This is a genomic window from Leucobacter aridicollis (genome assembly GCF_013409595.1).
GTDB lineage: Bacteria > Actinomycetota > Actinomycetes > Actinomycetales > Microbacteriaceae > Leucobacter > Leucobacter aridicollis.
The window spans coordinates 2873085-2899386 of sequence record NZ_JACCBD010000001.1 but is presented as its reverse complement, the minus strand read 5'-3'; the positions used below and the strand labels follow the sequence as shown (position 1 = coordinate 2899386).

The following is a 26302-nucleotide window of genomic DNA, read 5'->3' as shown; positions in this document are numbered from 1 at the left end:
GCCGGCCAGCCGGTTGCGCTTTACTCCACCGATCGTCCGGGCGTCACCGTCTCGCCCGTCTTCCGCTTCGCTGCAGCCGTGCGGGCCGGCTCCTCCACTTGGCGCTTCGGCTTCGCGTCGCTGTCGGCGATTCTCGCCTCCCCGGCAAAAAGAAATCAGAGGGAGGTGAAACACACTGCGCGACACACAGCATCACTGAGCAAGAGACACACGGAGGCACCCATTGAACGAGAACACCGACAACCAGGTCACCGTCTACTCCAAGCCTTCATGCGTGCAGTGCACCGCAACCTACCGTGCGCTCGATTCCAAAGGCATCGACTACAAGATTGTCGACCTTAGCGAAGACGACGATGCGGTCGACGCCGTAAAAGCACTCGGCTACCTCCAAGCCCCCGTAGTAGTCACCGGCAGTGACCACTGGTCCGGCTTCCGGCCCGACAAGATCGCACAGATCCGGTAACCGCCATGCACACCACAGAGAAGCTCGACACCATCCTGTTCGACCGAAACGGCAACACCACTGTCGCGTCGACCGTCAGCCAATACGTGGCCGTAGTGAAACGGTCGAGCTCCCGACTCGGCGCAGCTGTCCGCAACGAGATGCACCTCGTGCTCCACAACCGTCAGTGGATCGTGGTCTCCCGTTCTGGCTCGCAAGAGTCACCGGTCTACATCCAGGACCGCACCGTCCCAGACGCCGGCACCGGCAAATCCTTCATCCACCAAACACTCTCCACCTACGAACAGGACCCCGCATGAAACCTCCCACCCCTCACCAAATAGATGCTTTCATCACCACCGCGCGATCCCTGCTCGACGCAATCGAAGCAGAGAAAGCCAAGCCCCTCACCATCGGCGTGCCAGCGTACCGAGGCAGCTGTCGCGACCACCCAGACACAGAGTTCCCGTTCCGCGCGACACGATCCGGCGCCCAAGAAGACCTCTCGAGCCACATGAACGGGGTTCTCCCCGGCGGCCACAGCGTCGCAGCGATGGAGATCCCTGACTGGCACATCGGCCTCACCGGCGACCAGATCGACCAACTCACCACCCGCCCAACCACAGAAAGCTAGGACCACCCATGAACCAGAGCCCATCGCCCTACGACCACGGCACAAGGCTGGAACCCAAGCCCTGGGTGAAAGACGGCATCGCAGGAAACGATGAACCCCGGCCAGCATCGGCCGACGACTACGGCCGTGTCGACTTCGACAACGACGCCGGCATAACCGAGCGCACCGTCTGGGCAATCCCCACAGAAGACGGCATCATGATCCGCGTCGACTCCATGAATGAGGCACCAATCACGATGGAGACCGAAACCGACCGCCTCGCCCGCGAAGCACAGGTCACCAAGCTCTACGACCAGCTCGAAGCAGTCAGCATCGAAGCGCCCGACTCCATCTCGTGGAACGGCGAAGGAGAACCCGTACTCTTCGCCCCGGGCCACTACATCCTCACCTCAATCGACCCAGAAGGTGACGAGTTCTGCGTCAACCTCATCTACACCGGCACCAACCCCTACGACGACGAAAACGCAGTCCCTACTGGCCTCACCTGGCACACCCTCTACCGCGAATACGACAGCCACGGCTCCTACCAGCAACTTAGCTCGCCCCGCTACGCCGTACCGGTCAGTGAGGCCGAGACCGTAGTGGCTGCAGCCAAACAATGGGCAGCAGAGATCGCAGCGAAGCACAACCAGAACCTCCACGCCGCAGCCCCTCAACAGCATGTCGAGGTTCGCGTGTCAGGCCCCAGCCTAAGCTGAGTGATGATGAAAGCACTTCGCGACGGCGGTACCCGAATCGCGGTCGCGCTTGCAGCCGCCGGCGTTTTGTTCCTCGGCGCCTACCTACTCGCCCTCCCAGACAATCCGGACGCGAGAACCGGCGACGGTTCCCCGCAATCGGTTGCAGGGGAGTCCGCGACCGTTCAGCGCGTCGTCGACGGCGACACGATCATTGTTCACCGCAACGGCACCACCGGCACAGACCGAGTCAGGCTCATCGGAATTGACACCCCTGAGCTCGGCCACGGGAACGGCCCTGATGAGTGCTACGGAAACGAAGCCAGGGCGCTTCTTTCCTCCCTGCTTCCTGAAGGAACGGAGGTAGGGCTCCGGCCGGATCCCACTCAACTCCAAGTCGACAAGTACGGGAGACTTCTCCGGCACATTCAGATCCCGGAGACCAACACGAACGTCGTTCTCGAAGTTCTCGGCGCTGGAGCAGGCCTCGAGTACACCTACGACAAGCCGTACCAAGGTCAAGCCGACTACCGGACTGTTGAGGCAGCCGCGAGGTCGCAGGCCGCCGGCTACTGGGGCGCCTGCAGGTAGCCCAACCTCGGCGCCCCCGGAACAAAGAATCCCCGCTATTGGAAATTCCAGTAGCGGGGATTCTGCGTTCTGAGCCCGAACCCTAGTACGGGTTCTCGTTCGCGCACACCGCTATGCGAGACTGCACGCTGGACACGACATGAGGGCAGTGTCCTGGTATCGCGGACACGGGCCGTTGCCGACTGATGGACGCCCTGGCACTTGTCGTCCGTCTGGTTGCGGTGTTGGTCAGAGATACGTCCGTTTGTCCATCTGCTGCTGTCCAGCGCCGCGTAGCAGGGGAAGGGTATAGGGGGGGTCATGTCCAAGTCGCCCGGTGTGGGTGTCTCGGGCAAAGGACATTGTCTGTGGTCAGGCCGAGGGGACAGCGAGTGTTACTTCGAGTGTCCCGAGTTTGAACCGGGGGGACATGAGCGGTGTCGCGACACCAGCATCGAGGACACGCTCGGTGTTGTCCTCGGCGAGGACAGACACCCCGTTGACGGAGCCAAGGTCTTCCAGACACCAGTGTGTCCCGTCGTACCAGATACGTGCGTGTGTCCTGGACAGCGTCTTCGTCGCGTCGGGGAGCGCGAGTGTCTGGACATGCGGGGACGCGTCCGGGCGGCGTCCCAAGATTGTGTCCGTGGACAGCGGGTACTCGCTGCCGTCGGGAAGGACAAGGACACAGTTCGTCGCCGAGCTCCTGGACACCATCACCGTGCTGTCGAAGTCCTCCGGCTCGTTCCGTACCGCGACCGTCATTGCAGCAATGTCCACCTCAGGATCGATGGACACTGGGGTTGCCGGGGGCGGCGCTACTGGCGCCACTTTGGCCGGTGCGAGCGGAGCCAGAGACACGACCGCCGGCGCGGGAGCGACCAGTCCAGCTGTCCCGGGCGCGGGTTCGAGGTGTCCCGTGCCGCTCGCCGGCGTGTCCGCCTCCTCGAGTAGCTGCTCGAGCAGGGACGGCGCGGACTCTTCGGCAGGAGCCCCAACCGACAGGGCGTCCTGTGTGGGCTCGTGTCCAAGCTGCGCGAGCAGCACTCCAACGTCGAGCGGCCGCAGATGCGCTGGGACACTCAGATCTAGTCCGCAGTTCGAGCACATAGGTGCGATTTCACCGCCAACGTACTCGTTCAAGGTGCTGCAGAACCGACACCGTGCCAGCCTGTTCGCCGCTGCGGGTGAAGGAATGTATGAGGTTTGGGCATTCGAAACCGTTGTGTCCGTCATACCTATCCGACCAGGTGACACGCGCAGGTCATAGAGCGAAGGGTTTGGTAACGTGCGACTTCCTCAAGACCCCACGCCGGGGCTCAGTTGAGGCCGCTACGGATTCGAGCTCTTGGTCCTTCCTATCGCGGCTTTCCACCAGCCGCTGAAGCCACCCCGGTTTATTGACTTCGTGGATCGTATGCCAAATGCTAAAGGTTGGTGCCGTGTTCAGCTCGTTGGCCCCTATCTCGCCCCGGGGGTGATGGAAGGCCCCACCACTGGAAAACGCCTCAGTGATCCTTGTGCACTGGTGGTGTTAGTGACCGCTGGAAAAGCCTCCAAGGAAGACAGTTCGAAGGAGCGGTCATCTGCGTTTACGCTTCCTCCGTTGGGCAGTAAGGAAAAGGTATGGGGCTTCACGCATCTGGGTTTTTCGAGTCCCAAAGTAGGGAGTGAGCCCGGCGGCTCCAGCTAGCAGTGCTCCTGCCGTACCTAGCGGCCCTGCAGTCGACCCGATGACCACTCCGAGGCCTCCGGCTAGGGCAGGGAGAATCCCGGAATAGACTCGGTTCGTCTTCATATTTCGTTCCAACTTCTTTGCGGCACTTTCAATCCCCGCAGCGGCGGACTGTACCGCCTGTATTTGGCCCAAGAACTCTGAAGACGTGGCCATCGCGAGACGGATGCGCTCTCTGAAGTCCTCTACAGCCTCGTCATTATCAAGTAACTTGGCAAGATCCCGCGAATGAAGATCGGTAAGTGTAGGTATCTCTGCCCAGACTGAAGCCGACCCAATACCAGCATTGGCATCAGGGCTCCGATGACGTAGCAGACGCGCCTCGAACGGTGTAGTGGCAACATACTCGGCTCCGATCAGTTCTGATACTCCAAGCCGTTCGGTAGTGCGCTGAACATACCTCGAAACAGCTTCTCGAGTGCACTGGGCAATCCACGCACTGTAGTCATACTGCGCGTCGTAGTCGCCAAGGAAGCGAGTACTGAAACGGCCGTCCTCTGCGTCATCCTCCGGTTTCTGAATACGGCCGTGAAACCACATAAAGGGATTTTTTGCAACGTCATCGATAGCCCTAATGAAGAGAGCATCGCGGGCTGTTGGGCCCTCGACAACAAGCTGACTTGCAACAAAGTCGACCAGTCTTGCGTTGCTAAGATCCCTGCGCGTCGATTCCTGTAGCATCTCATCGTTCAGAAAGCGTCCCAATCCTGAAGGGACCATAAGAATGCGGCCAGACTCAGATAGGTGGCGATACTGCAGCTCCGCCCGTGCTGTCTTCGCGATTTCACGGCTTGTAGCGGCGTTCGCTACGAGTGTGATGAGCCTATCCGGAGTTAGAACATGGTCCGAAAGTAGAATTGTCCTGGAGATGAAAACTAGCGGGTCTAGATCTTCATTCCACAAGACAGTTGGCTTCGGTTCCAATTTGGCCAATGATTGCGCCGTTTGCCAGGCCAGTAAAGAGGTGTGAACAATTGACTCGGCGATTTCGGGGTGAACAGCCTCATCTGTCTCTGGGAGTTCCGCAAGCCGCTCCAGGAGGAACACCCGATGGCCTCCAGCATCTTGAGGAGACAAAGGGGCCTCATCGCTCTTGAACGTCGAGAGGCCCTCGTCCAACGCCGAATATCTGGTTGGAGTGGGTGAGAGGTTCTCTGGAGGGAGTCGCAGCGGTGTGCCCGCGGGAAACAACTTCGGTATGAGCGCCCTATCCATGGACACTTTAGGGCTCAGGAACAGCTTTCCTTCATTGTCAGCCGGCACCGGCTCCCCCGGGACCGATTGGGCCTTCGAGAGCTGCTTATGACACAAACGGTAGGTCTTACCTGATCCACACCAGCAGTGCTCCTGGCGGTCGAAGGGTGCGAGAGGGTCCATGCTCAGCATCGTACTTGACCGTAATTCCGATTGGACCCCTGCAGCTTCTTACGTCCCCACCTGTGAGTTCTGTCCGAAATCCGGTTTGACCAGAAGCGACCAGATTGCGACCGGGTCCTAGCTGCTACTCATGGCTGCCACGACAACGGGTCGGCGCGGATGACTGCATTCATTTTAAATACGGCGCTGCCTATAGCAGCGGCTTGTATTCAAGCGGGCGTGAGGCGCAACGGAAGAGTGGCCGGCGCTCGAATAGGGCCGGTCTCGAACACGCAGTTGTTCCGCGCTGTGCCCTAGTCTTCATTCAGTTTCCTTGTCGCGCTCTCCTTGGCCCCAGCACGTGACCCTCCATCTGCGTACTCTGCTCTGATCGGAGTTTCTCCTTACACGACTGGCATTTGAGGGGGAACGCGTCCCGCGTTCCGTGACATCCACTGCGCGCCCCAGACAGTCGGTGGAGTGAAGGCGGCACTCTGTCGCCTCACAACAAAGGAGAAACGATGAACTTCAGGTCCGCAAGTTCCAACACGGCCGGCACTGTCCTCACTGTCCGAGGACGTCGTGAAGAGCGGAGCAACGGCCGAACACGATTTACCGAAGAGCACGCTGCATATGTCGTATCGGGTGACGCGAGAGAGATCGCGAAGTCCCTTAACCTGCGAGCCCAGACAGGGCTTCGAGCATTCTTCGGGATGCGGTTTCACGTAACGGATCTTCCAGGGGCGGTCCGCGCCATCAACACCGAACACGTTGACGCAGAAATCGCAGCTGAAGGCATAACCCACGAGGAACGGGACTACTTCTTCAGTTCAGGGTTCAGCCAGCACGAAATCTTTGATCGCATCATCGAACGCAGCAAAGCCGAACGGAAGAAGCACAGGGCAGATCGGGCTGACAAGATTCGGGCTGACCTCAACGCGATAGCTCCCATCCTCGACGACCAGAACACAGACCAGTGAAGTCAACCGACCAGGAGCGAGAAACGACAATGGCGACACAAAGCGCAGGACAGCCAAACACCGCTTCAAAGGCAACCGTGAAGCAACGACTTCGGGCTTGGTGGAGTGCCAGCCACGACGACATATTTTGGGGGCTGCGTCATGCAGCCGGGACCGCTATCGGAGTTGGTGGCCTGTTGGCAATCGGCTATGTGGCAGGCAGAGCCTGGGCTGCTGCAGGCGGCGACATTCGGATCGAGGGAGCCCTGATCGCAGGGGGATTTTGGGTGTTGGCTCTCGCCCTACTCTTCCAGAGAGCTCTCGGGCTGCTAGGTACCCACAGTACCGTCACGAGATCGGCTGCAGCACCTCTCGGTGCCGCCCGTCTGCGTGCAGAGGGTTCAGGCGTCATGCATCGTGAGGCGCGCCACGCGGCCCTCCATATTGTTGTCGGCTGGCGGCTCGGGTTCATCATCACTTCGTCAGACATCCGTGGCACCAGCTGCCTCTACGGTTGGTCCTTCAACGCGTCCAACAGCACTGGCGCAGATGCTCGCTTCGCAGGCATCACCCTCCACCTCGCAGGGCTCACTGAGGGCGAACCAATCACCCTGGCACAGAGCCGCGATGCAGTCCATGCGGTTTCTCTCGCGACGGAGCTCATCGCAGCGGGTGAGCGTCCGAGCGGCTAAGAAGGTGTGTTCGAGATAGGGGGCCTGATCGAGGCCGCGGCTTCCAAAGCCCGCGAAATTGTGGCCGAGGAAACAGGACTGATCGCTCAGATAGCGAGCGTGCATGCACGTACTCATTTTCTCGACGAGCGACTGATCGCGGAACTCCTGACGCCGTTCCTGGCCGAGTCGACCCGTGCGCGATGAAGACCGCCTCACAACGTCGCTATGAAGCGTCCCTCCGCCGAAACGCGATCGCGCATCCCGCGGTGCCGGCAGAGAACAGCGGGTGGAGCATCACTTGTGAACGCACCGGCTGTAACAAAACGTTTGTGAGTCCCACCAGGCAACGCAAATACTGCAGCGAACCCTGCCGGCGCATGGTGGAGAAGGCCCGCCAGCACCGGATGTCCTTTGTCGAAGGTCTTCTGCTCATGAGCTGTGCTGCACCGCGTTGCCGAGAAGTCTTCGTGCCTGTCTCGCCGGAACATCAGTACTGCTCCTCGAAGTGTCGTAAGCGTGCACACCGCGCAAGCTCAAACCTCGGCGCGACTTCATGCGCGTGGTGCGGCACACCGTTCCCGGATGCAGCTACGCGACGCCGAAAGTACTGCGGCGCACGATGCAGAAAGCGCGCAGAACGCGCCGACGCGTACACCCGCCAGAAACCGTAACTCGTACCAACACGAACAGATCGAACCGGAGAAACCATGACCTACAACGATGAACGGCGCGCGACACCATGCTGACGATGACGACTATCGGTGCTGATCGGAACGCATGGGGGTACCTCATGGGAACCGTCTCTACCGAGCACACGCTCGACCGGGCAGACAGCCGCGCCGCCTACTACATGGCGAACGGCACTCCGCCAGGTGCTTGGGCAGGCACAGGCGCGGCCGCACTCGGCCTCACCACCGTCACCGGCGACGTCCGGAAAGAAGACCTCGAAGCACTGTTCGGGGAGGGCACGCACCCACTCACGGGTGCAGCCTTGGGGAAGCGGTTCATCACCAAAAGCGACGTCGAGGAAAACGGCAAGAAACGGCAGTCAGTTGCGGGGTTCGAGTTCGTGTTCTCACCGCCCAAGTCCGTGAGCTCATGGTGGGCGCTCGCGGACCCGGACTTGAAGGACAAGATCCGTGCCTGCCACCAGGCCGCGATCGACGCGACGATCCACAAGCTCGAGTCAGACATCATCCGCACGCGCACCGGCGTCGACGGTGTCGCCCAGCAACATGTGCAGGGCATCACTGCGGCGCTGTTTGACCAATGGGATTCACGCGACGGAGATCCGCAACTCCACACGCACATGCTCGTCTCGAACCGCGTCCAAGGCGCGGACGGGCGGTGGCGCACGATCGACTCGCGCTGGTCACTGTTCCCCGCTGTCGCAACGGCCGGCGTCTACTACGACACGGTTTTGATGGACGAGCTCGCGATGCGGTTCGGTGTGAATTGGACGACGCAGGCTGTCCAAGAGCATCCCACGGAATACCAAGGGTGGCTCGCTGACACAGCGCGACCGGACACCGCGTCGGCGCGGCACCAGTTTGCGCTCGAGCAAGGCGAAGCACCGGGCTCTGTCGCGTGGCAGATCGCCGATGTGCCGCAGGATCTCAATCGAGAGTACTCGACCCGCTCACGAGACATCGCGGCCGCGAAGGACCAACAGATCGCAAACTACGTGAAGAAGCATGGCCGGCAACCGACCGCGAAGCAGATCATCAAGTTCAGGCAGCAAGCGACACTCGCCACACGCAAGGCAAAACAGAACCGGTCGCTCAAAGCCCTCACATCACTCTGGAGGGAACGCGCGACACGTCACGTGGGCGAATCCTTCCTATTCGCAGATCGAGTCCACGACGCCGGCAAAGCGCGGCTTGATGACCTCCCTCTGTGGTCATTCAGGCACGATGACGTCGACACTAACGCGGTGCAAGACGCGGCCGCGTGCGCGCTGACGGCGCTCTCGATCGGGAAGTCTACGTGGGGCAGGCGCAACGCCGAGACAGAAACGTTGCGCGCGATCGCGGGCTGGCGGTTTAGGTCACCCGCGGACCGCGACCAAGTCGTTGCCAGGATCCTCGACCAGGTGCTCGCTGAAGCGATCACCCTCACCCCGAGAAACACACTCCGAGCCCCAACACGGTTCCGCACGGAATCCGGCGAATCCACGTTCCACCCTGCCGCACGGGATCTGTACACCACTCGCGAAGTATGGGACGCAGAAGAACGCATGCTCGAAGCCGGCCGCACCATGAGCGTGGCCGCCGTCGACGCAGAGCTCGCGAATGAACTTGTCCACACGAAGGTCGCCGGCGGCGACCTCATTCTCGGTGCGGACCAAGCTGCTGCAGTCCAGAACATTGCCTGCTCCGGGAGGCTCGTCGACGTGTTCGTCGGGCCTGCGGGATCAGGGAAGACGACGTCGCTTGAGAAGCTCCGCGAGATCTGGGAAACACAATACGGTGACGGGAGCGTGCGCGGCCTCGCCCCGACCGCCCGCGCAGCCGAGGTGCTTGCCGACTCTCTTGGGATCCAGACCGAGAACACCGCGAAATGGCTGCACGAGACCGGGCAGGGCACTGTCGAAGCAGACGGCTTCTCATATGAGCTCAACGCAGGCGACCTCATCATCATCGACGAGGCATCCATCGCCGGAACGATCGCACTCGACACCCTCCGTGCTCAGGCCGAAGCAGCAGGGGCAAAGCTCCTGCTCGTTGGCGACTGGGCGCAGCTTGCCGCCGTCGACGCCGGCGGCACGTTCGGGCTCCTCGCAACAGACCGCGACGACGTCGCTGAACTCACAGAGCTCCACCGCTTCAAAACCGAGTGGGAAGCCGACGCATCAAAACTCCTCCGCCTCGGGAAAACAGCCGGCCTCGCCCAATACATCGATCAAGGCAGGATCACGCACGGCCTCGACGAGACCATCGTGCAAGACGCCGTGGACGCGTGGAAAGCCGACGAACAGACACCCGGCGAGGACGGGACACTCGTGTCCCTCCTCATCGCACCTACGAACGACATGGTCGAACGACTCAACCAGATCGCCCGCGACTGGCGCATCGAGACCGGACACGTCGACGGGACACAAGAGACACGTGTCCAGTCAGGTGTCGCGTCCCCAGGGGACAGGATCGTCACCCGCCGAAACGAGCGGACACTCAGGACAGACCACGACCGATGGGTGAAGAACAACGACGAATGGGTTGTCCAGGACATCGACCCGGACACCGGGGACATCACGGCAGTGTCCGGGGACGAAAAAGTTGTCCTTCCCGCGAAGTACTGCCGTGACCATGTCCAGCTCGCATACGCGACAACCGCACACCGCTCGCAAGGACGGACGGTGGACACCGCTCACGCGATCATCGACTCGTCGGCTTCCAGAGAGACGTTCTATGTCGCAATGACTCGTGGCAAATACTCCAACCGGGCATATGTCGTCGACGATGAGGACAACGTCCTCGGGGACACCGCGGCGCTCGGGATGGAACGCGACTGGAAGGACACACTCGAGACAGTCCTTCGCAAGCAGAGCGCGCCCTCCGCTCACCAAGCTGCCGCCGATGAACTCGAACGGGTGTCTTCGATCCGGCAGCTCGCAGCCGAGTACCAGACGCTGATCGCGTCTCAGCTCGAGGACGAGTATTTGCCGCTCCTCACCCAGCTGGGACTTGTCGACGAGGAATCCCACGAATCGCCTTACCTCGGCCCGGTGCTCGCGAATGTCCGACGTGTCGAACAGCTCGGGCATGACCCGCGAGACACCATCGAAGAAGCCCTCGCGAGCCGCGAACTTGGGACCGCAAGGACCGCACTCGCCGTCCTGCACTTTCGGCTCGGGAAGCTCGTCGACGACTACACAGAGCTCGACTACCTTGCAGCGGAACACGCTCCAATGCTGAACAGCTTCGGCATCGATCTCGTGGGGGACGAGCCCGACAAGCATCGCAGCAGTCTCAAGCTTGCACGCACCATCGCAGCCCTCCAAGAACGAGGCGAAGTCCCCGTCGAAGGCGCTGTGCGCGAATCGCTGGAATCGATCGACCGGCAGAAGACGAAGAACCTGTCGGCGCGCCTCGCAGGGCTAATGCAGGCGCGCTATAACCTCACTGTCGACGCCGGAGCGACAGCCGCCAGGCACCGTGGGAGAGGCAGGCTCGTGGCAGGCCTCATCGAACGCGCACCAGTGCATCCCGATCCCCAGTTCCAGGCAGAGTTGGAAGACCGTGAACAAGCGATTCTGCTGCGCGCCGAGCAGCTAGTTGACCGAGCGATCGCTACCAAAGAGCCTTGGCTCTCGGAACTGGGGGAAGCAACGCCCGGAGCATCGGAAGAGTGGCGGCGCCGGGCAGCGACTGTGGCCTGCTATCGCGAACTGTACGGCATTGACAGTGAGGACGCGCTCGGTCCTGAGATCCGTGTCGCTCAGAACCGTGAACGAGATCGGGCAGTGGCCGGTGAAGCTTTGCGGCCTACCGGGCGCTCTCTCCACGAATCGGATCACCTGGCCCGCTCACTTGATGCCGTGCGCCCAACAGCAGGGCTCTCACCTTCCACTCAACACTGGGCGGCTCATTTGCCCTGATCAAATAGCAAAAGTGCTGTTCCGACGCGACCTGGTGACAAAAGGAGTGAGGTCACATAGTGTGGGATGTGCGAGATCTTGTTCCAGACTATGAGCTAAGCGAGGAACACTCGTCCCGTCCCAGTCGTATTGAGCGTCTGGATCGTGGTGGGTTCACTCGGCTCTCTATGGAATGAGTGTCCCGCACGATCAATTCGAATCATCTGGGTATTTCCAACCTGGGTGTACCGGTAATGCTGCCGGTAAACACTGGAGGGATGAAATGAAGATCAAAACAACTCTTTCAATCGTGGCGGTTGTTGGGGCGTTGGTGGCTGTTGGGGCCCCTGCTTCTGCGGCGGAATTATCCCCGCCGGTAGAGTCATTGCCGATCGGCACTGAAATGAGTGCCGAAGGCATCGAGCCGACTAGCGACAAAGTTGTCATCGATGGGGAAGTCACAGACATTGCTGTTATGCCGGGCTTCGACCCGGCCGCTCCTGCAGTTGTACTCGATGAAAATGGCCAGCCGGTAACCGTGGGTGAGATCTCCGTTGTTAGCGAAGAAGGAGAGACGCACCAGCTTGCGGCCGTCCCCAGCACGAATAGAGCAGCACTTGCAAGTTGCTGGAAAGGCTGGGTTGCGCCAGGAACAGGCACTTGGTACACCTCAGTGCCTGGTTGCTCGGTGATCGGCATCTCTGCAGATACGACAGTCGGATACGACTGGACTGTCGACTTCAACTCTCTGGGCACAGGCTGCCTACAGGGGAAAGGGTACAAAGCCCGTCACCTACCTGGCGGAGGGAACGTGTGGGATGAGTACTATGGTTCGCTCGGCTGCGGCGGCGGAGGCAGCAGTGGTGGTGGCGTCATCAAATGGGGCAACGTCGCATCGACCAAACAGGTTCAGATGATGTCCGCCTCCACTCCCGTAGGGGCGGCAGGCATGTTCCAGTAGTTCGCAGGAGACTACTGTGAGCGGAGAGGAGGTTCCTCCTCTCCGCTCACTTCGTTTGGGTCAGGTGCCCTTGGGGGCGAGTTCCGGAATGGTTCACCGATCTCCACGCTCTGTGCGGGCACGTGACCTGGTGCCGGCGTTTGAGTTCGGCCTTGATAGATCTGGTTCAGGTCTTGGAACGCATCAAGGGAAGACCGTTTTCCACGGGAACGAGTAAGTACCCGAACTAACACACCGACTGCCAGAACCGTCCAAAAAATGATCGTGAACCACGGTGTCCAAGGTGCTTTGATCGCGAGTGATACGACCCACCCGATAAAGGCAACCCCGAGGATAGTCCAAGTTGTTACCCGAACGATTCGTTGACGCATCAGTGCTGACTTCATGTTTTGCACGATATCACCGCACTCTGATTCGGCAACCAGGTGCCGCAACGAGGCCAAGAGCCCACCAGTCGCCCCGGGGTCAGTCACCATTTCAATCGAATAGATGCCGGGAACCGCAATCAAAAGCCGAACAAGAGGCACCCCCATACTCGAAAGAGGCGTTGGGGAAGTTCAACGCCCACGAGCATCCTCCGCTCTACATTTGAACCGATTGCAGTTTCTCCAGAGTCGTAGGTTCCTGTTCAACCCCGTACACGGCTGAGGCCTGGCCAGTGAGTTCTCTAGCTTCTTGCTCTAACTGCCTGAGGATGTCGGTCAGTTGCGATTGCGCCGCGGCAAGCTCAACCTGTTTCGGCCATTCCTCTTGTTCCAGGCGGAGCAATTCTGTGACTTCCTCAGACGCAGCCACCACGGTCTCCTCATGTTCCTCGATCAGCCTGGGGAGGTCGCGGGCCTGAAGCTCGAACGACTGTGCGAGGCACGACTCGTCGCCCTCTTGGATGCGTGACCAGGCCATGCGGAGCTGCATCGCCTTGTGTGTGCGGCCTGCGGAGAATTCGACAATCGGGTCCGACTGCTTGTGCGCGTTCCACCTCAGCTGCGTCTCCCACTTAAGCCCAGCAACGGATACCTGGATGCCCAGCGGTCTCGGGTACGCGGCGTTGTTCGATGTAAACCCGTACGGTCCCAGTGCCTCACGTGCACGCCCGACTGCGACTTTGAGGGCTTGCCCGAACTGTTTGCGCTCACGATAGTTCGGTGCTTCCGCCCAGCTCTTTGGCCTGACGCGGCCCGTGAAGTTGTCGCCACGGGTATCCACGACGTTCGGCGCGAGGTTCCGCATGACTTCAAGGTCATGCTTTGCAACTTCCATGCCCTGCCCGAGTGCAAGCCGGCGTGCCTGCACCGACGAGATCTTCCTCGAGTGTGCGCGCTCCTGCCGGGACAGCTTCTGCACCTCGTTCTTGAGGTTCGCGGCTTCGAGGATGCGCATGTCGCCGGCGGCGATCGCCTGCATCTCGGAGAACTGCAGCGCCATCTCGGTCGAGTTCTCGACCTCTCTGACATCGAGCCTTCCCGTGAGGACTTGCTCGATGAACGTCGCCTTCCTTGCGAGGGTGCCCCACATGTACGAGTCGAATGATCCCTCGGTCGCGTAGCGGAGAATGCGCAGTTCGTCGTTCTGGTTGCCCTGCCGAATCGCGCGCCCTTCACGCTGTGTGACGTCTGTCGGTCTCCACGGTGCGTCGACGTGGTGCAGTGCGACCGCGCGGGCTTGCACGTTCGTCCCGACGCCCATCTTCTCGGTCGACCCGAAAAGCACCTGGACGCGGCCGTCACGCGCCTGCTGGAACAGTTCAGCCTTCGCCTTGTCGTTGCCGGCTTCGTGAATGAACCGGATCTGCGACGCAGGGATCCCCTTCTGGAGGAGCTGCTCACGGATCTCCGTGTAGGCGTCCCAACGACCGTCCGTCGACGGCGTGCCAAGGTCAGCGAACACGATCTGCAATGCGCCTCGGTTTGCGGAGATCTCGTCCCATTCGTCGAGGTACTCGCGGTCCTGGTTTTCGGCCCAGATGTCGTACACGTTGTCCGCGACGACGTTCACTTTCGTGGTTTCCCATTCAGCAGGCTCGCTCCCGCCGTAGAGGCGGGCGTCGAGGGCGAGTGCGCGCCCGTTCGACGTGATCTTCAACATGTTGTCGGCTTTGGGGTCAACCAGCCCTCGGCGGACTGCGTCGCCGCGCTCCACGAGGTCAGCCATACCCGCGGCCTGTTCCTCATTCGCCGGGACAATCACCATCTCGGGTGCTCGATCTCCGTCGACGTTTCTCGCGATCGCCGGCACGGGTAGCGCGAGGTCTGCCTGCGTCTTCACGTCTCCGGGCACGTGCCACATGCGAAGCAGTTCGGGAACGTTCCTGAACTTTGTCGTGCGGGTCTTGACCTGGAATCCGCCACCATCGGGTTTTGCTTCCACGGCGGTGACTTGTTCGGTGAACTGTTGCGCCCAGTCGTCTGCCGAATAGACCTGTGCGTCCTTCAGAAGGTCGGGCCGCATGTACCGCATCATGACGTACATTTCGATGATCGAGTTCGGTAGCGGTGTCGCAGTCGCCAGCGTCGCGACACGTGACTGGCCCAGGTGCTCACGGTGGTACCAGAGCTTCATATCGAGGTCTGTCGTCTTGTCGTTGCCCTGCTTTGCGAGATCTTCAACGGACGACTGAACCGTGATGTTCTTGTACAGGTGGGCTTCGTCAATGCAGAGATAGTCGATGCCGGTCTCGTCCCAGGTCACGCCCTCGTCGTGGTCGAGATCGAGCATCTGCTTGAGCTTCTGTTCTTGCTTGGACAAGCTCTCCTCGAGCCGTTTCACTGACTTGTCTGACAGCTCGGACGTTAGCTTCTGCTCGAGCACGTCGCGCAGCTCATCGAGCCGCTGCTGCGCGTAGTCGGCTCGCGCGGCGCCGAGCCCGATCTTCCCGAATGCGCCATGCGTCATGATGACGGCATCCCAGTTCCCGCTGCGGGCACGCGCCACGAACAGCTTGCGGCCGTCTTTACCTGCAGCGTTGGCAATATCCTCGCTGCCGGCCGAGAGGACACGTGCTCGGGGGTAGATCTGTTTGAACTCTCGCGTGAACTGTTCAAGCATCTGATTCGGGACGATGATCGCAGGCTTCTCGGCCATGCCAAGCCGTTTCAGCTCCATCACTCCGAGCACCATCTCAGCCGTCTTCCCGGCCCCGACTTCGTGGAACAGTCCGACTGCCGGCTCTGCCAGCATGCGCGCGACGGCCGCGTGCTGGTGCGGCCGCGGGTTGAACGACTTCGCCTTGCCCGGGAACACGAGTTCGGTGCCATCGTAGGAGCGGAGCGCGATCCCGTTATACATGTCGTTGTAGCGCTCCTGCAGCCGAATCACACGTTCCCCGTCCCGCCACAACCAGTCCTGGAAAACGTCGTGCAGCTCGGTTGCGCGTTCCTGCAACGCTTCGGTAGCGACCTGGTCCAACACGGACGGGCCGTCCTTATCCGGCCGGTACCGAAGCTCCAGCTTCTCACCGTTCATCACCTTCTTCATGACCTGCGCTGCGCCCAGCTTCACATGGTCACCGGAGACGCCCCACTTCGCTTCAACAGTCTCGGGAGACTTCCCCGCGAGCTGGAACTTCCATTCCCCGTCGATGCGTTCGATCGTCTTCACGCCCCGCTTGAGCTCGTGCTCAAGGAACGCAGACACGTCACTCACGGGCACCCAGCCGGCACCGAACCGGACGTCGATCTCGGCCGGCCCCACCTCTGCAGGAATGACCTCGGTGAGGGCGTCGACGTGGCGCTGGAACGTCGCGTCGACGACGGCGAGCTCGCGCACTTCCTTGAGCTTCTTCCGCACGTTCCCGGAGAGGTACTCGGCCGCCGGCAGATACCGGGTGTCATCATCCGGGTCGAGAAACACGAGATCTGCGACCTGGTCGACCGCGGCAGCCTCGTCGACGTCAAGGAGCGAAGCGACAAGCGGGACGTCGACGTAACCGGTGCGCTCGAGCGACACCCGGATTGCGTCTTCCGGGGTATCGACGCGGTCGACCAGGGTGACCGCTCCCACGACACGTTCACGGAATATCGTCGCCTTTCTGGACGTATGGGTGTCCTCGTTGTAGTGCTCGAGTGCTGCGACGGTGGCGTAGTGCGGGTCGATACGGAGCGCACGAATCGCTGCCGGGAACCGCCTGGTGATCACCGGGTCTTTCCCGGGTCGTTCGCGAACGGTCGTGGTCGACCGGCCTATCGGGCCGTACGCCTCGAGGTACGAGTCATAGATCCGGTTGAGATCCTCACGCAGGACAGCAATGTGCTCGGTGTCTTCCGCAGACGATGCTTCTGCTTCGAGGAGGAGCACCGCAGCGGATCTGAGGGACACCAAATGTGAGAGCTCACGCATCGCATTCTTCGGGACATTCACCGGTTCAAGCTCGGTGACGCCCTGCTGCATGAGGACACCGTCCTGGACGCTGATATGTCCGATGGACAGTTTCGAGTCCTGGACAATTCCTGCGACAGGACGTTCGGACACGACCTGCCCGTCTGCCGCCCATGTCCGCCCGGTGACTTGGGCGTCCTGGACAATGTCCCGGAGCCTGTCCGCAAGGAGCGGCGCGACAACGGTGGGGGAGACGTCGACAGCGGATACGGACACTTCTGGCCCGAACTGTCCACTCCGTGTCCCAAGCCGGCCAAGCACGTGTCCTGGCTGTTCGTGGAAGTAGCTGTTGACGCGGGCTGTCCCCGCGTCCCCGTCGATGTCCACTGTCCGAAGCCATGTCGGCTCGCTTTCAGGTGTGTCTCCGAGGTGCCTGCGGAGGACAAGGACATCGACGACTGCGTCTGTCCCCGCTGTCTCCCCGTGCGCGCCTGCAGGCATCCTCACCGCGCCAAGGAGCTCCCCGTAGGTGGAGATCTCGCGGCGTGCTTGTTCGGCCTTCGCGTCCATCGTCCACCTGGACGTCATCACCATGACGATGCCGCCGGGCTTGGTCTGTCGGAGTGCTTTCACGATGAAGTGGTTGTGGAGCGACAGGTTCGCCCGGTTGTATGCGGGATCGTAGAGCCGGGTCTGCCCGAACGGCACGTTCCCAATGACAGCGTCGTAGCCGTCGTGGGTGAGGAACGTGTCCCCGAATGACTCCGCCCGAATCACCGCCTGCGGGTTCAGGACCTGCGCGATCGCTGCCGACGTCGGGTCGAGCTCAACGCCCGTGACCTGGTGCGTGCCGGCTGCCTTGATGAAGTTGCCCGTCCCACACCCAGGCTCAAGCACGTGCCCGGTCTCAGGAACGCCGAGCGCGTCGAGCGCGTCCCACATCGCGTCGACGTAGGCATCGTTCGTGTAGTGCGCGTTCAGGACGGTTCGGCGCGCGGCAGCCCATTCTTCCTCGCCCCACAGATCCGTAAGCGCATCACGCTCATCCTGGTACTTCGAGTGCCCCGGGTCGAACAGTTCCGGGGTTGCGCCCCAGCCCGGGAAGCGCTGGAGCTCTGCCGCCTCTAGGGGAGTGGGTGTGCGGCCTTCTGATAGAACTCGCTGGAGAGTGCGGACTGCAGACACTCCGCCTGCCACCCGGGAGACTTGTTCAAATCGTGGTCCAACGCCTCTACTACGAGCATCAAGATTGTCGCCTGGGTGAGCGTCATGAGTGGTGCCGGGGAGCCGTGACGGGACGCGGTCTGCTTCGCCCACTCGACGAGCTTCTTCTGCAACTCCGGCAGAGCCCACAGCATCGCGTCGTACTCGTCGCGGAGCTCCAGAGGGGGCGATACTTCGAGAACCTCCGGGGTGGACTCCTCGCCCGCTTTGTACAGTTCCTCCTGGTCCGTATGGAACTCCAGAAACTTCGGAACCGTCAGCCTCGACTGAACCACGATTCCCTGCTGATTCAAGAACCGGAGAACTTCCACCGCTGTCGGGGTCTTCAAGAAGTCGTCCTCGCTGTACCCTAGGAGTTCCAGCCACGACGGAGTGTGCTCGTCCGCTGCTTTCATCTCCCTGAGTACCATCAGGTCGTTGTTCAACTGTCCGAGCTTCGTCAGGTAGTCGGTCGTCTCCGGCCACGTCGCCTGCAGCTTCGCGAGCATCTCTTGGTCGTACATGTGTTTCCTCCTGGTCTACGCTGTCGAATTCGCCCCAGAGGTCGAACGCTAACTGGGTATCAGCAACACGCTGCTTTCTGGCCATTCTCGGTCCAACCTCCGACACATCCGAAATTCGCTATCGGAATACGAAGGGGGAGCGCGCGCAGTGGCAGAAACACGTGTGGGCTGCACCGAAAGGTGCAGCCCACACTGTGAAGCGGGATTACCAGGTAGGTGACTGCGCCGAAAGTGCCCGAGAATCGTGCTCGTAGCGCTGTGCTGCTGCGTGGGACTCGTGGAGTGCCTCGTACATTCCGCGCCTGGTCGCCTCAGCCCACGTCATCGGCTCCATACCGCCTGCGGCGCCGTCAGGAACAGAATGGAGGTAGGCACGTTCTGCACCCGTGATGTTGAGCCGTTCGCATTCGACTTCAATCCGTTCTGACCATGCTTCCAAACTGCCAGAGTCAGTTGTCGCCTGCGTGAGTGCCGCAGCATGTTCTACGGAAAGCCGGTTTACTTCGCGCAGCTGCGTGATGCGTTTCTCGAACTCTCGGCGGGCGGCGATGCCCGCTTCGGAAGTGAACGTGGTGGGAGTCATGGATGCCATGTGATGCCTCGTTTCGCTCGGTCTCAGCACACCTGGTGTGTGCCTCCCGAATCGACGCAAGCCGTCGCGCACTCCCGGTTCAGAGGTAGTCGCGCAAGGCTGAGGCACCCCGAGGGAACGGGGAGGCCAGCTTTCTTTCGTGCTCGTCACGGACGTACTCGAGGGCGACATGGTTCGCTTGCACACGAGGGAGCTTCCGCCACGTCTTCGTCGACGTCAGAAGGTCGTGGATGAGTGTGTGACAGCCTTGGCAGACTGGTTAGGGGATCCGTGGCGGGTCGCTGATCGGATGTTCCACGTCGTCGGTTTGTGCCTTTCCCCGATCCCAAAATGCGTGAATCGAGCCAGGGTGCCCCGAGAACACCTTTGTCTCTTTGATTAGGTCACCCCGCAGCGAACTCACGTCAGATTACTGGGCAGAAAAATGTCTGATATCCAAGAGAAGTAACCATCGCTCAAGGTCTAGGGGGACTGTGTGAAGAAAACAGCAAGCAAATCGGCGCGTTGGCGCCCGAGCTTCCTGTCCTGGAGTATCGCCGTTCTGGCTATCGGCGGCATGGTGACAGCTCTTTACCCTATGACTGCATCATGGCTGTCTTCGTACAACCAGTCGCAGGTTATTGAAAATGCCTCGTTTGACCTTGAGAACCTCAACCCTGGAAAGACAGAGCAGCTTGAGCTCGCACGGGTATACAACGATGCTCTGGCTGCCGGAGTGAAGCTTGAAGCGGGCGGTAATGTCCCGGTTGGTACCGGCAATCTTGCCGGCACTGATCTCAAATACAACGAACTGCTCCGAGCAAGCGAAGACGGGCTGATGGCCCGAATCCGCATCCCCGCAATTGACGTGGATCTCCCCGTGTACCACGGGACATCGGACGAGACACTCCTCCGAGGCGCGGGGCACCTTGAAGGATCCCACCTGCCCGTAGGTGGGCCCAGTACCAGGTCAGTGATTACCGCTCACCGCGGGCTCGCAAATTCCACTATGTTCACGAACCTCAACGAAGTGCGCAAGGGTGACACTTTCTCCGTTGAGGTAATGGGTGAAGTACTCACCTACCAAGTTTTCGAGGTCGAGGTCATCGAGCCCACCGAAACGAGCTCACTTCGTGCTCGAGAGGGCGAGGACCTTGTCACACTGATCACCTGTACCCCTTTGGGGGTCAATAGTCACCGAATTGTGGTGACCGGCAAACGAATCACCCCCACGCCACCTCAAGACCTAGCCGCTGCAGGTAAGCCGCCGGTTATCCCGGGCACCCCCTGGTGGGCCGTCATTGGCGCGGGAGGAACACTGGTGATTGCGGCATATGTCGTTCATCGAGGATTCATCGACCGTCGCGGCACCCGCCGCGACGGATGAATACATTGAAAAGCCACAGTTCAGGCAAGGGAAACAATATAGATATTGTCTGAACCGCACATGTAATTGACCAAAACACACGAACCAAACTGCGTGCATCTATAAAAAAATAAAAACTCGGAAGTGCGCGTCAGATTACGGCTGCCTGTATGGTCTCAATGGGGGACGCTGTTGAATGCAGCTGCGTCAATTTCCCGAGAGCCAGAGGGGCACTCTCTATTAGGAAGGAGACGTTCAGTTGACTGAACGAAACACACCGCGGCGGATCGCCGCAACGATTGGCGCAGCCGCCATCGGGCTGACCGCTCTCTTCGGAACCAGCAGCGCAGCAGTTGCTGCACCGCAGAGCTTCGGGGATATCGACTTCGACCGCACAGGGTCGCTCACGGTACACAAGTACCTGCACCAGGTCACCCCGAAGGAAGGTGACATCAGCGAGGCTCCTGCTGACGGTGATTTCACCGATCCAGTCGAAGGTGTGATCTTCACCGCTTACCCCCTGCTGAAGGACGGCGTAGCAGTTGATCTCTCCGTGGCATCGAACTGGGACGCTCTCGCAAGCCTCACCCCTGGCGATAACTGCACGGCACCCGCAGGCTACGAGCTCGGTAGCGCAATCACTCTGCCCGGTACTGACGCTAAGGGTGCAGCAAACGTAGCACTCCCGATTGGCGCGTACCAGGTCTGTGAGACTGATGCTCCGGCACAGATCATTGACTCGGCAGCGCCGTTCATCGTGACGGTCCCAATGCCGCACGAAAACGGTTGGGTATACGACGTACACGCATACCCGAAGAACGGCGAAGCATCGATCGAGAAGACGATCGACCCGCAGCAGGACATGGGCCTTGGCTCAGTCGTGAAGTTCCCGGTTACCGCTCCGATCCCCACCACGGGCGAGGACTGGACTGGGTTCGCTATCCGAGACACCCTTGATTCACGCCTCACCCCGGTTGACCCCGCTGACATGGCTGTGACCGTCGATGGTGCGGCACTTGATGCGTCGTACTACACGCTCACTGTTGATGGCCAGCAGGTTACGATGAACTTCACCGCCGCAGGTCTTGCATGGCTGAACGAGGGCCCGAACGCCCAGGCCGGCAAGAAGATCCAGGTCGTGTTCGCAGGTACCGTCACCGAACTCGGCAACGGTACGATCACTAACCAGGCTGAGCTGTGGCCGAACAACCCCGGCTTCGATCCGAACACCAACCCGCCGGTACCTTCGAACGAGGTCAAGAGCAACTGGGGCAGCCTCGAAGTTCAGAAGCGTGCCGCCGGCACCACTGGTACCGAGGGTCGCCTGAACGGCGCAACGTTCGAGGTGTACAACGCAGTTGACCCGTACGCAGACGACTGCTCGGCTGCTGAAGCAACCGGTGATGCAATCGCCGTTGCAGGTGAGACTTCATTCACCTCGGCAGGTACCGGTGTCATCTCGATCCCTGGCCTCTTCGTGAGCGACAGCGAGAACCCCGTTATCGACGCGCAGCAGCGCTGCTACGTCCTCAAGGAGATCGCTGCTCCCGCCGGTTACGTCCTCCCGGACAACCCGTTCACTGCAGTGACCGTCAAGAAGGGCGAGACGACCGTATCGGATAACGTCGAGATCCTGAACACGCAGCAGGAAGTCCCTGAGCTTCCGCTCACCGGTGGGTCGGGTCAGTTCCTGATCATCGCAGGTGGTGTTGCTGCAGTCGCAGTTGCTGCCGGCTTGGTGCTGATGAACCGTCGTAAGACCTCCATCCAGGAGTAGTTCATGGCTGTGGTGGGTGACAGCACTGAGCTCCGGTAGGAGCGCCGAGCGTTGTCAAGGGGGGGAGCGGAGGCCTATTTCCTCCCTCTCCCCTGACACCCCACTTTAAAACGGAACAAGCAGACAGCATGACAAGTGTGCGGAGGGAAAGAATGCAAAAGCGGAGAACGGAACGACCGAGATATCTCAAGCGAAAACTGAGAGCGTCGAGGAAGACTGTCGTTGCTCTCAGCGTAAGTGCAGCACTCGTTTGCTCAGCAGGGATTGTGGAGTCGCAGCCTGCTCAGGCTGCCACGGTTTACGAGCTCGAGGGTGAGTGGCAAGCGAGTACCCCAAACGAAGTGTCGACGAAAGACACAGTGGAGTCCGTTTGGAGGTACAACGTCAATGATGATTCTCCTGCGCCTTCGAACGATCCTGTCGACAACGTCACGCTTATGCTCTCAGTTGAAAACGGGGCGTTTACCAAGCTGCCTGCTTCTTGCCTTACTGACACCCTGAATCCCTCGGTGCCTCTAGACCCTGTTTCCGAAATCTCAACAGACGGCTCGAGGCTGATCTGTAATTTCGGTACTCGAGATCAGGGCACGGCGGAACTGATGGTGAGTGGCATAGAGGTCACGGGCTCCAGCGGCGACAAAGTGTTGGTTCGGGGAAGTGTGGGGGGAGTGAGCGCCACGACGCCTGCGCTGAATATTGTGAACCCGTTTGGAATGGACATCAAATTCGATGGCGGAAACCCGATCGCTACTCCTGGCTCGCCTGATGACACAGTAATGTTTCCGTGGTCTTTGCGGCATTCTCCAGGCGGGGAGCGCGGACCCAGCTCTCTGACTTACACAATCAACTTAACCAACACTGCCGGAACACAGCTTCAGGCCGTGGGGTGTGAACCGCTTAATTACGGGTCATCAGGACACCCATACTCTAGCTCCGATGCCCCAGCAGATCGGAAGGCCTCATTTCCGGGAACTTGTTCACTTACTCGCACCGGAACCAATCAATTTCGTTTGACTCTCGCTGGTATTGATTATTCGAAACAACAGGTACCCACAAAAGACGGAGCGGGCGTCGACCTCCCGTCCAAATGGGATGTGGTGGCGTCGGGGCTGATCAAGTTCTCATTCACGTATCAACGTCCTGGAGATATCTCCCTTACCGTTCCGCAAATTAACTACGTTGCGCCAGGAAGCGGTGCTGTTGTAGCCGATGATGCTGCGAACAACTCGGCCAGCGCTTCCGCACTTCGCGGAAGCTGGACGGGAGGCTGGGTCCTGGGCACCTTGCCCGAGCCGCTTCCGGGAACTGCTTGGCAGAATACGTCTCTTGCCATGGCACAGGATACAGTGCGTGCTGTATCTGGGGTAGCTGTGCCTATCCGCTCAGGCTACACCGACGCGCAGCTCTGCCAGGTTCTTGATACAAAGTATGTGAAGTTTCAGTCCGCAACGCTCGGTTGGGTTGACGAGGAAGGTCGCACGCAGCCATACGCTGGCAGTCAAAACGTGCGCTATTGGTATTACATCGGTAATGGGATTAACAACAACCTCAACCCCAATCACCCGAACTATAACCCCAATACCTTTGTTGACTGCGGAGGAACCACAGGGTGGACTCAGACACTTCCTTCGGACTTGAGTCTTGTAAAGGCCGTCCGAGTGAATGTCCCTCACGGCATTCTTGCGTCTGTTCAACAGCGCAGTTCCCATGGGGCGGACTTATACGTTGACTCGAAGGTTAAAGATGATGTCCGGGTTGGACAAGATATCTGGTCGTGGACGTCGTTCAAAATAACGGATGATTCTGGTTACCATTGGGACGAATGGTTTACGGGTACGCGTGAGACACGAGCGGACCAGCACCCTGGGTATGGTGTTCTTACCCCAGGGTTGCGCTACCCTTTCGCCGGGCCCGGCCGAGATGTGCTTCGAGTCGTATCCGCAAAGCCTGTCGTTGAGAAGTCCGTGGCTCAGGGAGAGGTTTTGCCCGGGGCAACCGTTGACTACACGCTTCGAGTCCGCGCTGAATCCCTTTCGGACCAGGTGATAGCGAATATTCAACTGCAGGATGTTCTGCCGAACGGTGTTGAATATTTGCAGGGCAGCGCCTCCCTTGAGCCCACTGCTGTAGACACCGGAACTGGCGTGATTAGTTGGACGTTGCCAGACGCGCGAACGAACACTGACTATTTTGTGACGTTCAAAGCGCGTATCTCTGGTACGGCCGAACCCGGGGACGTGTTTACCAATCAGGCGCTAGCTGCCGCGACTTGTACGGTCAAGGATTTACGAAACCAAGACAAATGCATGACTGCGAAAGACAGTGCGTCGACCAGAATTGTTGATGGCGGTATCACGATGATTACCAAGACCGCAGCCGAATCGATTGTGCCTCAGAAAAATGGTGTCGCCAATGGTTTGTGGACAGTGCGACTTAGTTCAACCGACTCGCGCGTCCAAGCGTTCACTGACACCATCGATATTCTCCCTTACAACGGAGATCATCGGGGAACTGATTTCCACGGTACATACAAGCTGAGTGGACCCGTGGTCGCCGCTGGGGCAACGGTGTACTACACGTCGAAGGATCCCGCCTCAATCGATGCTGATCCTGCCCACCCAAGCAACGGTGAAGCCGGGAACCCAAGCGGTTCAAGTATCTGGTCGACAAGTTTTATGGCGGACGCTACGGCGATTCGGGTGGTAGGTCCAAAGCTGGTGCCAGGAGCCAGTTACGAATTCGCGATTCCAGTGGTCACTGAAGGCGCTTCGTATCAAGATGTCTTTGTCAACACGGCCGAAGCGCGGGCGGATAGAACAAAGCTAATTATGCGCACGTCAAGCAAGTTTGAGATCGGCGCGAAGCGATCCGTGACTCTCAAGAAGTACGTGCAGGACAGTCAGGGTAATTGGCATGATGCGAACGACATTGATGACTACCCGGAGCACCGGTCTGGCGACACAGTGCCGTACCGGCTCGTAGTGACGAACACTGGTGACGAAACCCTGAAGAACCTTGTGATCGAGGACGATAAGGTAGATCTCGCGAGGCGCGACCCGCTCCCAGCTGGTCTCACGCTGCTTGACGGCAAGGCGGTGATTGCGGAACTGCTCCAGGGAGAGGATAACCGAGTGGTGATCGAGTATGAGGTCACCCTTGCCGCTGGCACCGGCGAGGGAAATCTCGTGAACAACGCCTGCGTTGTCCCTGGCTCAGAAGCTGAAGGTACGCTCGAAGAGGACTGCGACCCTGCGGGTATAACGGTGCTGCCCTCCTCGCTTGCTTGGGAGAAAATCGCTGCCGGTACGACTGACGTCGAGCGTCTCGTAGGTTCCGAGTGGGAACTTACGCCAGTCGACTCCAAGGGTCAGCCCGCTGGGGATACGATCGCAGTCAAGGACTGTGTCGTTACGTCAGCTGCTGACTGTGGTGGCGTGGATACCGATCCAGAGCCAGGCAAGTTCCTGGTGAAGCCGCTCGATGACGGCCGCTACCGGCTCGTTGAAACTCGCGCACCAGCGGGATATCAACTTGACCCGACACCTCGCTACATCGATGTGCTCGGCGCGACAGTGATCGAGCAGCCTATCGAGAACGAGCAGTCAACGGGCCCTGTGCTCCCCCTGACGGGTGGCATGGGCACCTTCGCCATCTTCCTCGGAGCTGGTGGAGTTGGAGTACTCGTGCTTCTTGGCTTGTGGCTGCAACGCCGTCGAGGTCAGGCAGTCCGGAACTAGCCTGCTATGAAAGCCGGGTCTGTCTCCTCACGGAGCGGATCCGGCTTTCTTTTCACCTGCAGATCGCTACCCGTGAAACCCGCTAAAACGAAAGTGCCCGCTTGCCGGGACGGGGGGTCCCCGGCAAGCGGGCATGCGGCGTGGTTATGCGAAACTTCCACTGGGGGGCGCGGACATCTCGCTCACACAACAGGCAAGGCGCTGAACCAACCAGATAGATTCATCA

The 26302-nt window shown here is 60.1% G+C and carries 18 protein-coding genes; 13 read left to right on the top strand and 5 right to left on the bottom strand.

The window, feature by feature from the left end:
- Nucleotides 1–223: 223 nt before the first annotated feature.
- The 5 genes from nrdH to BJ960_RS13435 are packed head-to-tail and all read left to right on the top strand — an operon-like array spanning nt 224 to nt 2344.
- Nucleotides 224–463, top strand: coding sequence for a glutaredoxin-like protein NrdH (gene nrdH, locus BJ960_RS13455; protein ID WP_121078765.1), 240 nt, complete (start codon nt 224–226; stop codon nt 461–463).
- Nucleotides 464–468: 5 nt separating this feature from the next.
- On the top strand, nt 469–762 hold the full coding sequence (locus BJ960_RS13450; protein ID WP_185987664.1) for a hypothetical protein: 294 nt from the start codon (nt 469–471) through the stop codon (nt 760–762).
- Complete coding sequence (locus BJ960_RS13445; protein WP_185987663.1) at nt 759–1076, top strand: hypothetical protein; 318 nt, start codon at nt 759–761, stop codon at nt 1074–1076. The genes BJ960_RS13450 and BJ960_RS13445 overlap by 4 nt, the downstream gene beginning before the upstream one ends.
- Before the next feature lie 8 nt (nt 1077–1084).
- A complete protein-coding gene (locus BJ960_RS13440) occupies nt 1085–1774 on the top strand; it encodes a hypothetical protein (protein ID WP_185987662.1) in 690 nt (229 codons plus the stop codon).
- A gap of 3 nt (nt 1775–1777) precedes the next feature.
- Complete coding sequence (locus BJ960_RS13435; RefSeq protein ID WP_185988305.1) at nt 1778–2344, top strand: thermonuclease family protein; 567 nt, start codon at nt 1778–1780, stop codon at nt 2342–2344.
- 351 nt (nt 2345–2695) lie between these two features.
- Here the strand turns inward: BJ960_RS13435 and BJ960_RS13430 are convergent, their stop codons facing one another.
- Nucleotides 2696–3088 (bottom strand): FHA domain-containing protein, encoded by a 393-nt coding sequence (locus BJ960_RS13430; protein ID WP_185987661.1) that lies wholly within the window; start codon nt 3086–3088, stop codon nt 2696–2698.
- A gap of 817 nt (nt 3089–3905) precedes the next feature.
- The gene (locus tag BJ960_RS13425) at nt 3906–5435 is read right to left on the bottom strand and encodes an SEC-C metal-binding domain-containing protein (protein WP_185987660.1); all 1530 of its coding nucleotides are present in this window, start codon (nt 5433–5435) and stop codon (nt 3906–3908) included.
- A gap of 500 nt (nt 5436–5935) precedes the next feature.
- Here BJ960_RS13425 and BJ960_RS13420 point away from each other — a divergent pair, with 500 nt between their 5' ends.
- The 5 genes from BJ960_RS13420 (at nt 5936) to BJ960_RS13400 (ending at nt 12584) form a co-directional block, all read left to right on the top strand.
- Complete coding sequence (locus tag BJ960_RS13420; RefSeq protein WP_185987659.1) at nt 5936–6394, top strand: hypothetical protein; 459 nt, start codon at nt 5936–5938, stop codon at nt 6392–6394.
- Between the two features lie 389 nt (nt 6395–6783).
- The gene (locus tag BJ960_RS13415; RefSeq protein ID WP_185987658.1) at nt 6784–7065 is read left to right on the top strand and encodes a hypothetical protein; all 282 of its coding nucleotides are present in this window, start codon (nt 6784–6786) and stop codon (nt 7063–7065) included.
- Between the two features lie 6 nt (nt 7066–7071).
- On the top strand, nt 7072–7251 hold the full coding sequence (locus BJ960_RS13410) for a hypothetical protein (protein ID WP_185987657.1): 180 nt from the start codon (nt 7072–7074) through the stop codon (nt 7249–7251).
- 544 nt (nt 7252–7795) lie between these two features.
- Nucleotides 7796–11644 carry a MobF family relaxase gene (mobF, locus tag BJ960_RS13405; protein ID WP_185987656.1) on the top strand — a complete coding sequence of 1283 codons (3849 nt, stop codon included), beginning with the start codon at nt 7796–7798 and terminating at the stop codon, nt 11642–11644.
- A 262-nt stretch (nt 11645–11906) separates the two neighbouring features.
- Nucleotides 11907–12584: a hypothetical protein gene (locus tag BJ960_RS13400; protein ID WP_185987655.1), complete on the top strand. Its 678-nt coding sequence runs from the start codon at nt 11907–11909 to the stop codon at nt 12582–12584.
- A 582-nt stretch (nt 12585–13166) separates the two neighbouring features.
- On the opposite strand, the gene BJ960_RS17245 is transcribed toward BJ960_RS13400, so the two are convergent.
- From BJ960_RS17245 to BJ960_RS13385, 3 genes are all read right to left on the bottom strand, one after another.
- On the bottom strand, nt 13167–18083 hold the full coding sequence (locus tag BJ960_RS17245) for a helicase-related protein (protein WP_185987654.1): 4917 nt from the start codon (nt 18081–18083) through the stop codon (nt 13167–13169).
- Nucleotides 18023–18625, bottom strand: a complete 603-nt coding sequence (locus BJ960_RS13390) for a hypothetical protein (RefSeq protein ID WP_185987653.1) — start codon at nt 18623–18625, stop codon at nt 18023–18025. Before BJ960_RS13390 ends, BJ960_RS17245 begins: the two co-directional genes overlap by 61 nt.
- Nucleotides 18626–18830: 205 nt before the next feature.
- Nucleotides 18831–19217, bottom strand: coding sequence for a hypothetical protein (locus tag BJ960_RS13385; RefSeq protein WP_185987652.1), 387 nt, complete (start codon nt 19215–19217; stop codon nt 18831–18833).
- A gap of 475 nt (nt 19218–19692) precedes the next feature.
- Here BJ960_RS13385 and BJ960_RS13380 point away from each other — a divergent pair, with 475 nt between their 5' ends.
- The 3 genes from BJ960_RS13380 (at nt 19693) to BJ960_RS13370 (ending at nt 26076) form a co-directional block, all read left to right on the top strand.
- Nucleotides 19693–20583 carry a class C sortase gene (locus tag BJ960_RS13380; RefSeq protein ID WP_307814562.1) on the top strand — a complete coding sequence of 297 codons (891 nt, stop codon included), beginning with the start codon at nt 19693–19695 and terminating at the stop codon, nt 20581–20583.
- Between the two features lie 238 nt (nt 20584–20821).
- Nucleotides 20822–22339 carry a SpaH/EbpB family LPXTG-anchored major pilin gene (locus BJ960_RS13375; protein WP_185987651.1) on the top strand — a complete coding sequence of 506 codons (1518 nt, stop codon included), beginning with the start codon at nt 20822–20824 and terminating at the stop codon, nt 22337–22339.
- 341 nt (nt 22340–22680) lie between these two features.
- Nucleotides 22681–26076, top strand: a complete 3396-nt coding sequence (locus tag BJ960_RS13370) for a SpaA isopeptide-forming pilin-related protein (protein WP_185987650.1) — start codon at nt 22681–22683, stop codon at nt 26074–26076.
- Nucleotides 26077–26302 lie beyond the last annotated feature (226 nt).

Excerpts from the sequence above, each read along its gene's own strand:
- BJ960_RS13430 (WP_185987661.1), bottom strand. The coding sequence starts at position 3,088 with ATGACGGTCGCGGTACGGAACGAGCCGGAGGACTTCGACAGCACGGTG.
- BJ960_RS13450 (WP_185987664.1), top strand. The coding sequence starts at position 469 with ATGCACACCACAGAGAAGCTCGACACCATCCTGTTCGACCGAAACGGC.
- BJ960_RS13435 (WP_185988305.1), top strand. The coding sequence starts at position 1,778 with ATGATGAAAGCACTTCGCGACGGCGGTACCCGAATCGCGGTCGCGCTT.
- mobF (WP_185987656.1), top strand. The coding sequence starts at position 7,796 with ATGACGACTATCGGTGCTGATCGGAACGCATGGGGGTACCTCATGGGA.
- BJ960_RS13385 (WP_185987652.1), bottom strand. The coding sequence starts at position 19,217 with ATGGCATCCATGACTCCCACCACGTTCACTTCCGAAGCGGGCATCGCC.
- BJ960_RS13445 (WP_185987663.1), top strand. The coding sequence starts at position 759 with ATGAAACCTCCCACCCCTCACCAAATAGATGCTTTCATCACCACCGCG.
- BJ960_RS13420 (WP_185987659.1), top strand. The coding sequence starts at position 5,936 with ATGAACTTCAGGTCCGCAAGTTCCAACACGGCCGGCACTGTCCTCACT.
- BJ960_RS13425 (WP_185987660.1), bottom strand. The coding sequence starts at position 5,435 with ATGGACCCTCTCGCACCCTTCGACCGCCAGGAGCACTGCTGGTGTGGA.
- BJ960_RS13390 (WP_185987653.1), bottom strand. The coding sequence starts at position 18,625 with ATGTACGACCAAGAGATGCTCGCGAAGCTGCAGGCGACGTGGCCGGAG.
- BJ960_RS13440 (WP_185987662.1), top strand. The coding sequence starts at position 1,085 with ATGAACCAGAGCCCATCGCCCTACGACCACGGCACAAGGCTGGAACCC.
- BJ960_RS13400 (WP_185987655.1), top strand. The coding sequence starts at position 11,907 with ATGAAGATCAAAACAACTCTTTCAATCGTGGCGGTTGTTGGGGCGTTG.
- BJ960_RS13415 (WP_185987658.1), top strand. The coding sequence starts at position 6,784 with ATGCATCGTGAGGCGCGCCACGCGGCCCTCCATATTGTTGTCGGCTGG.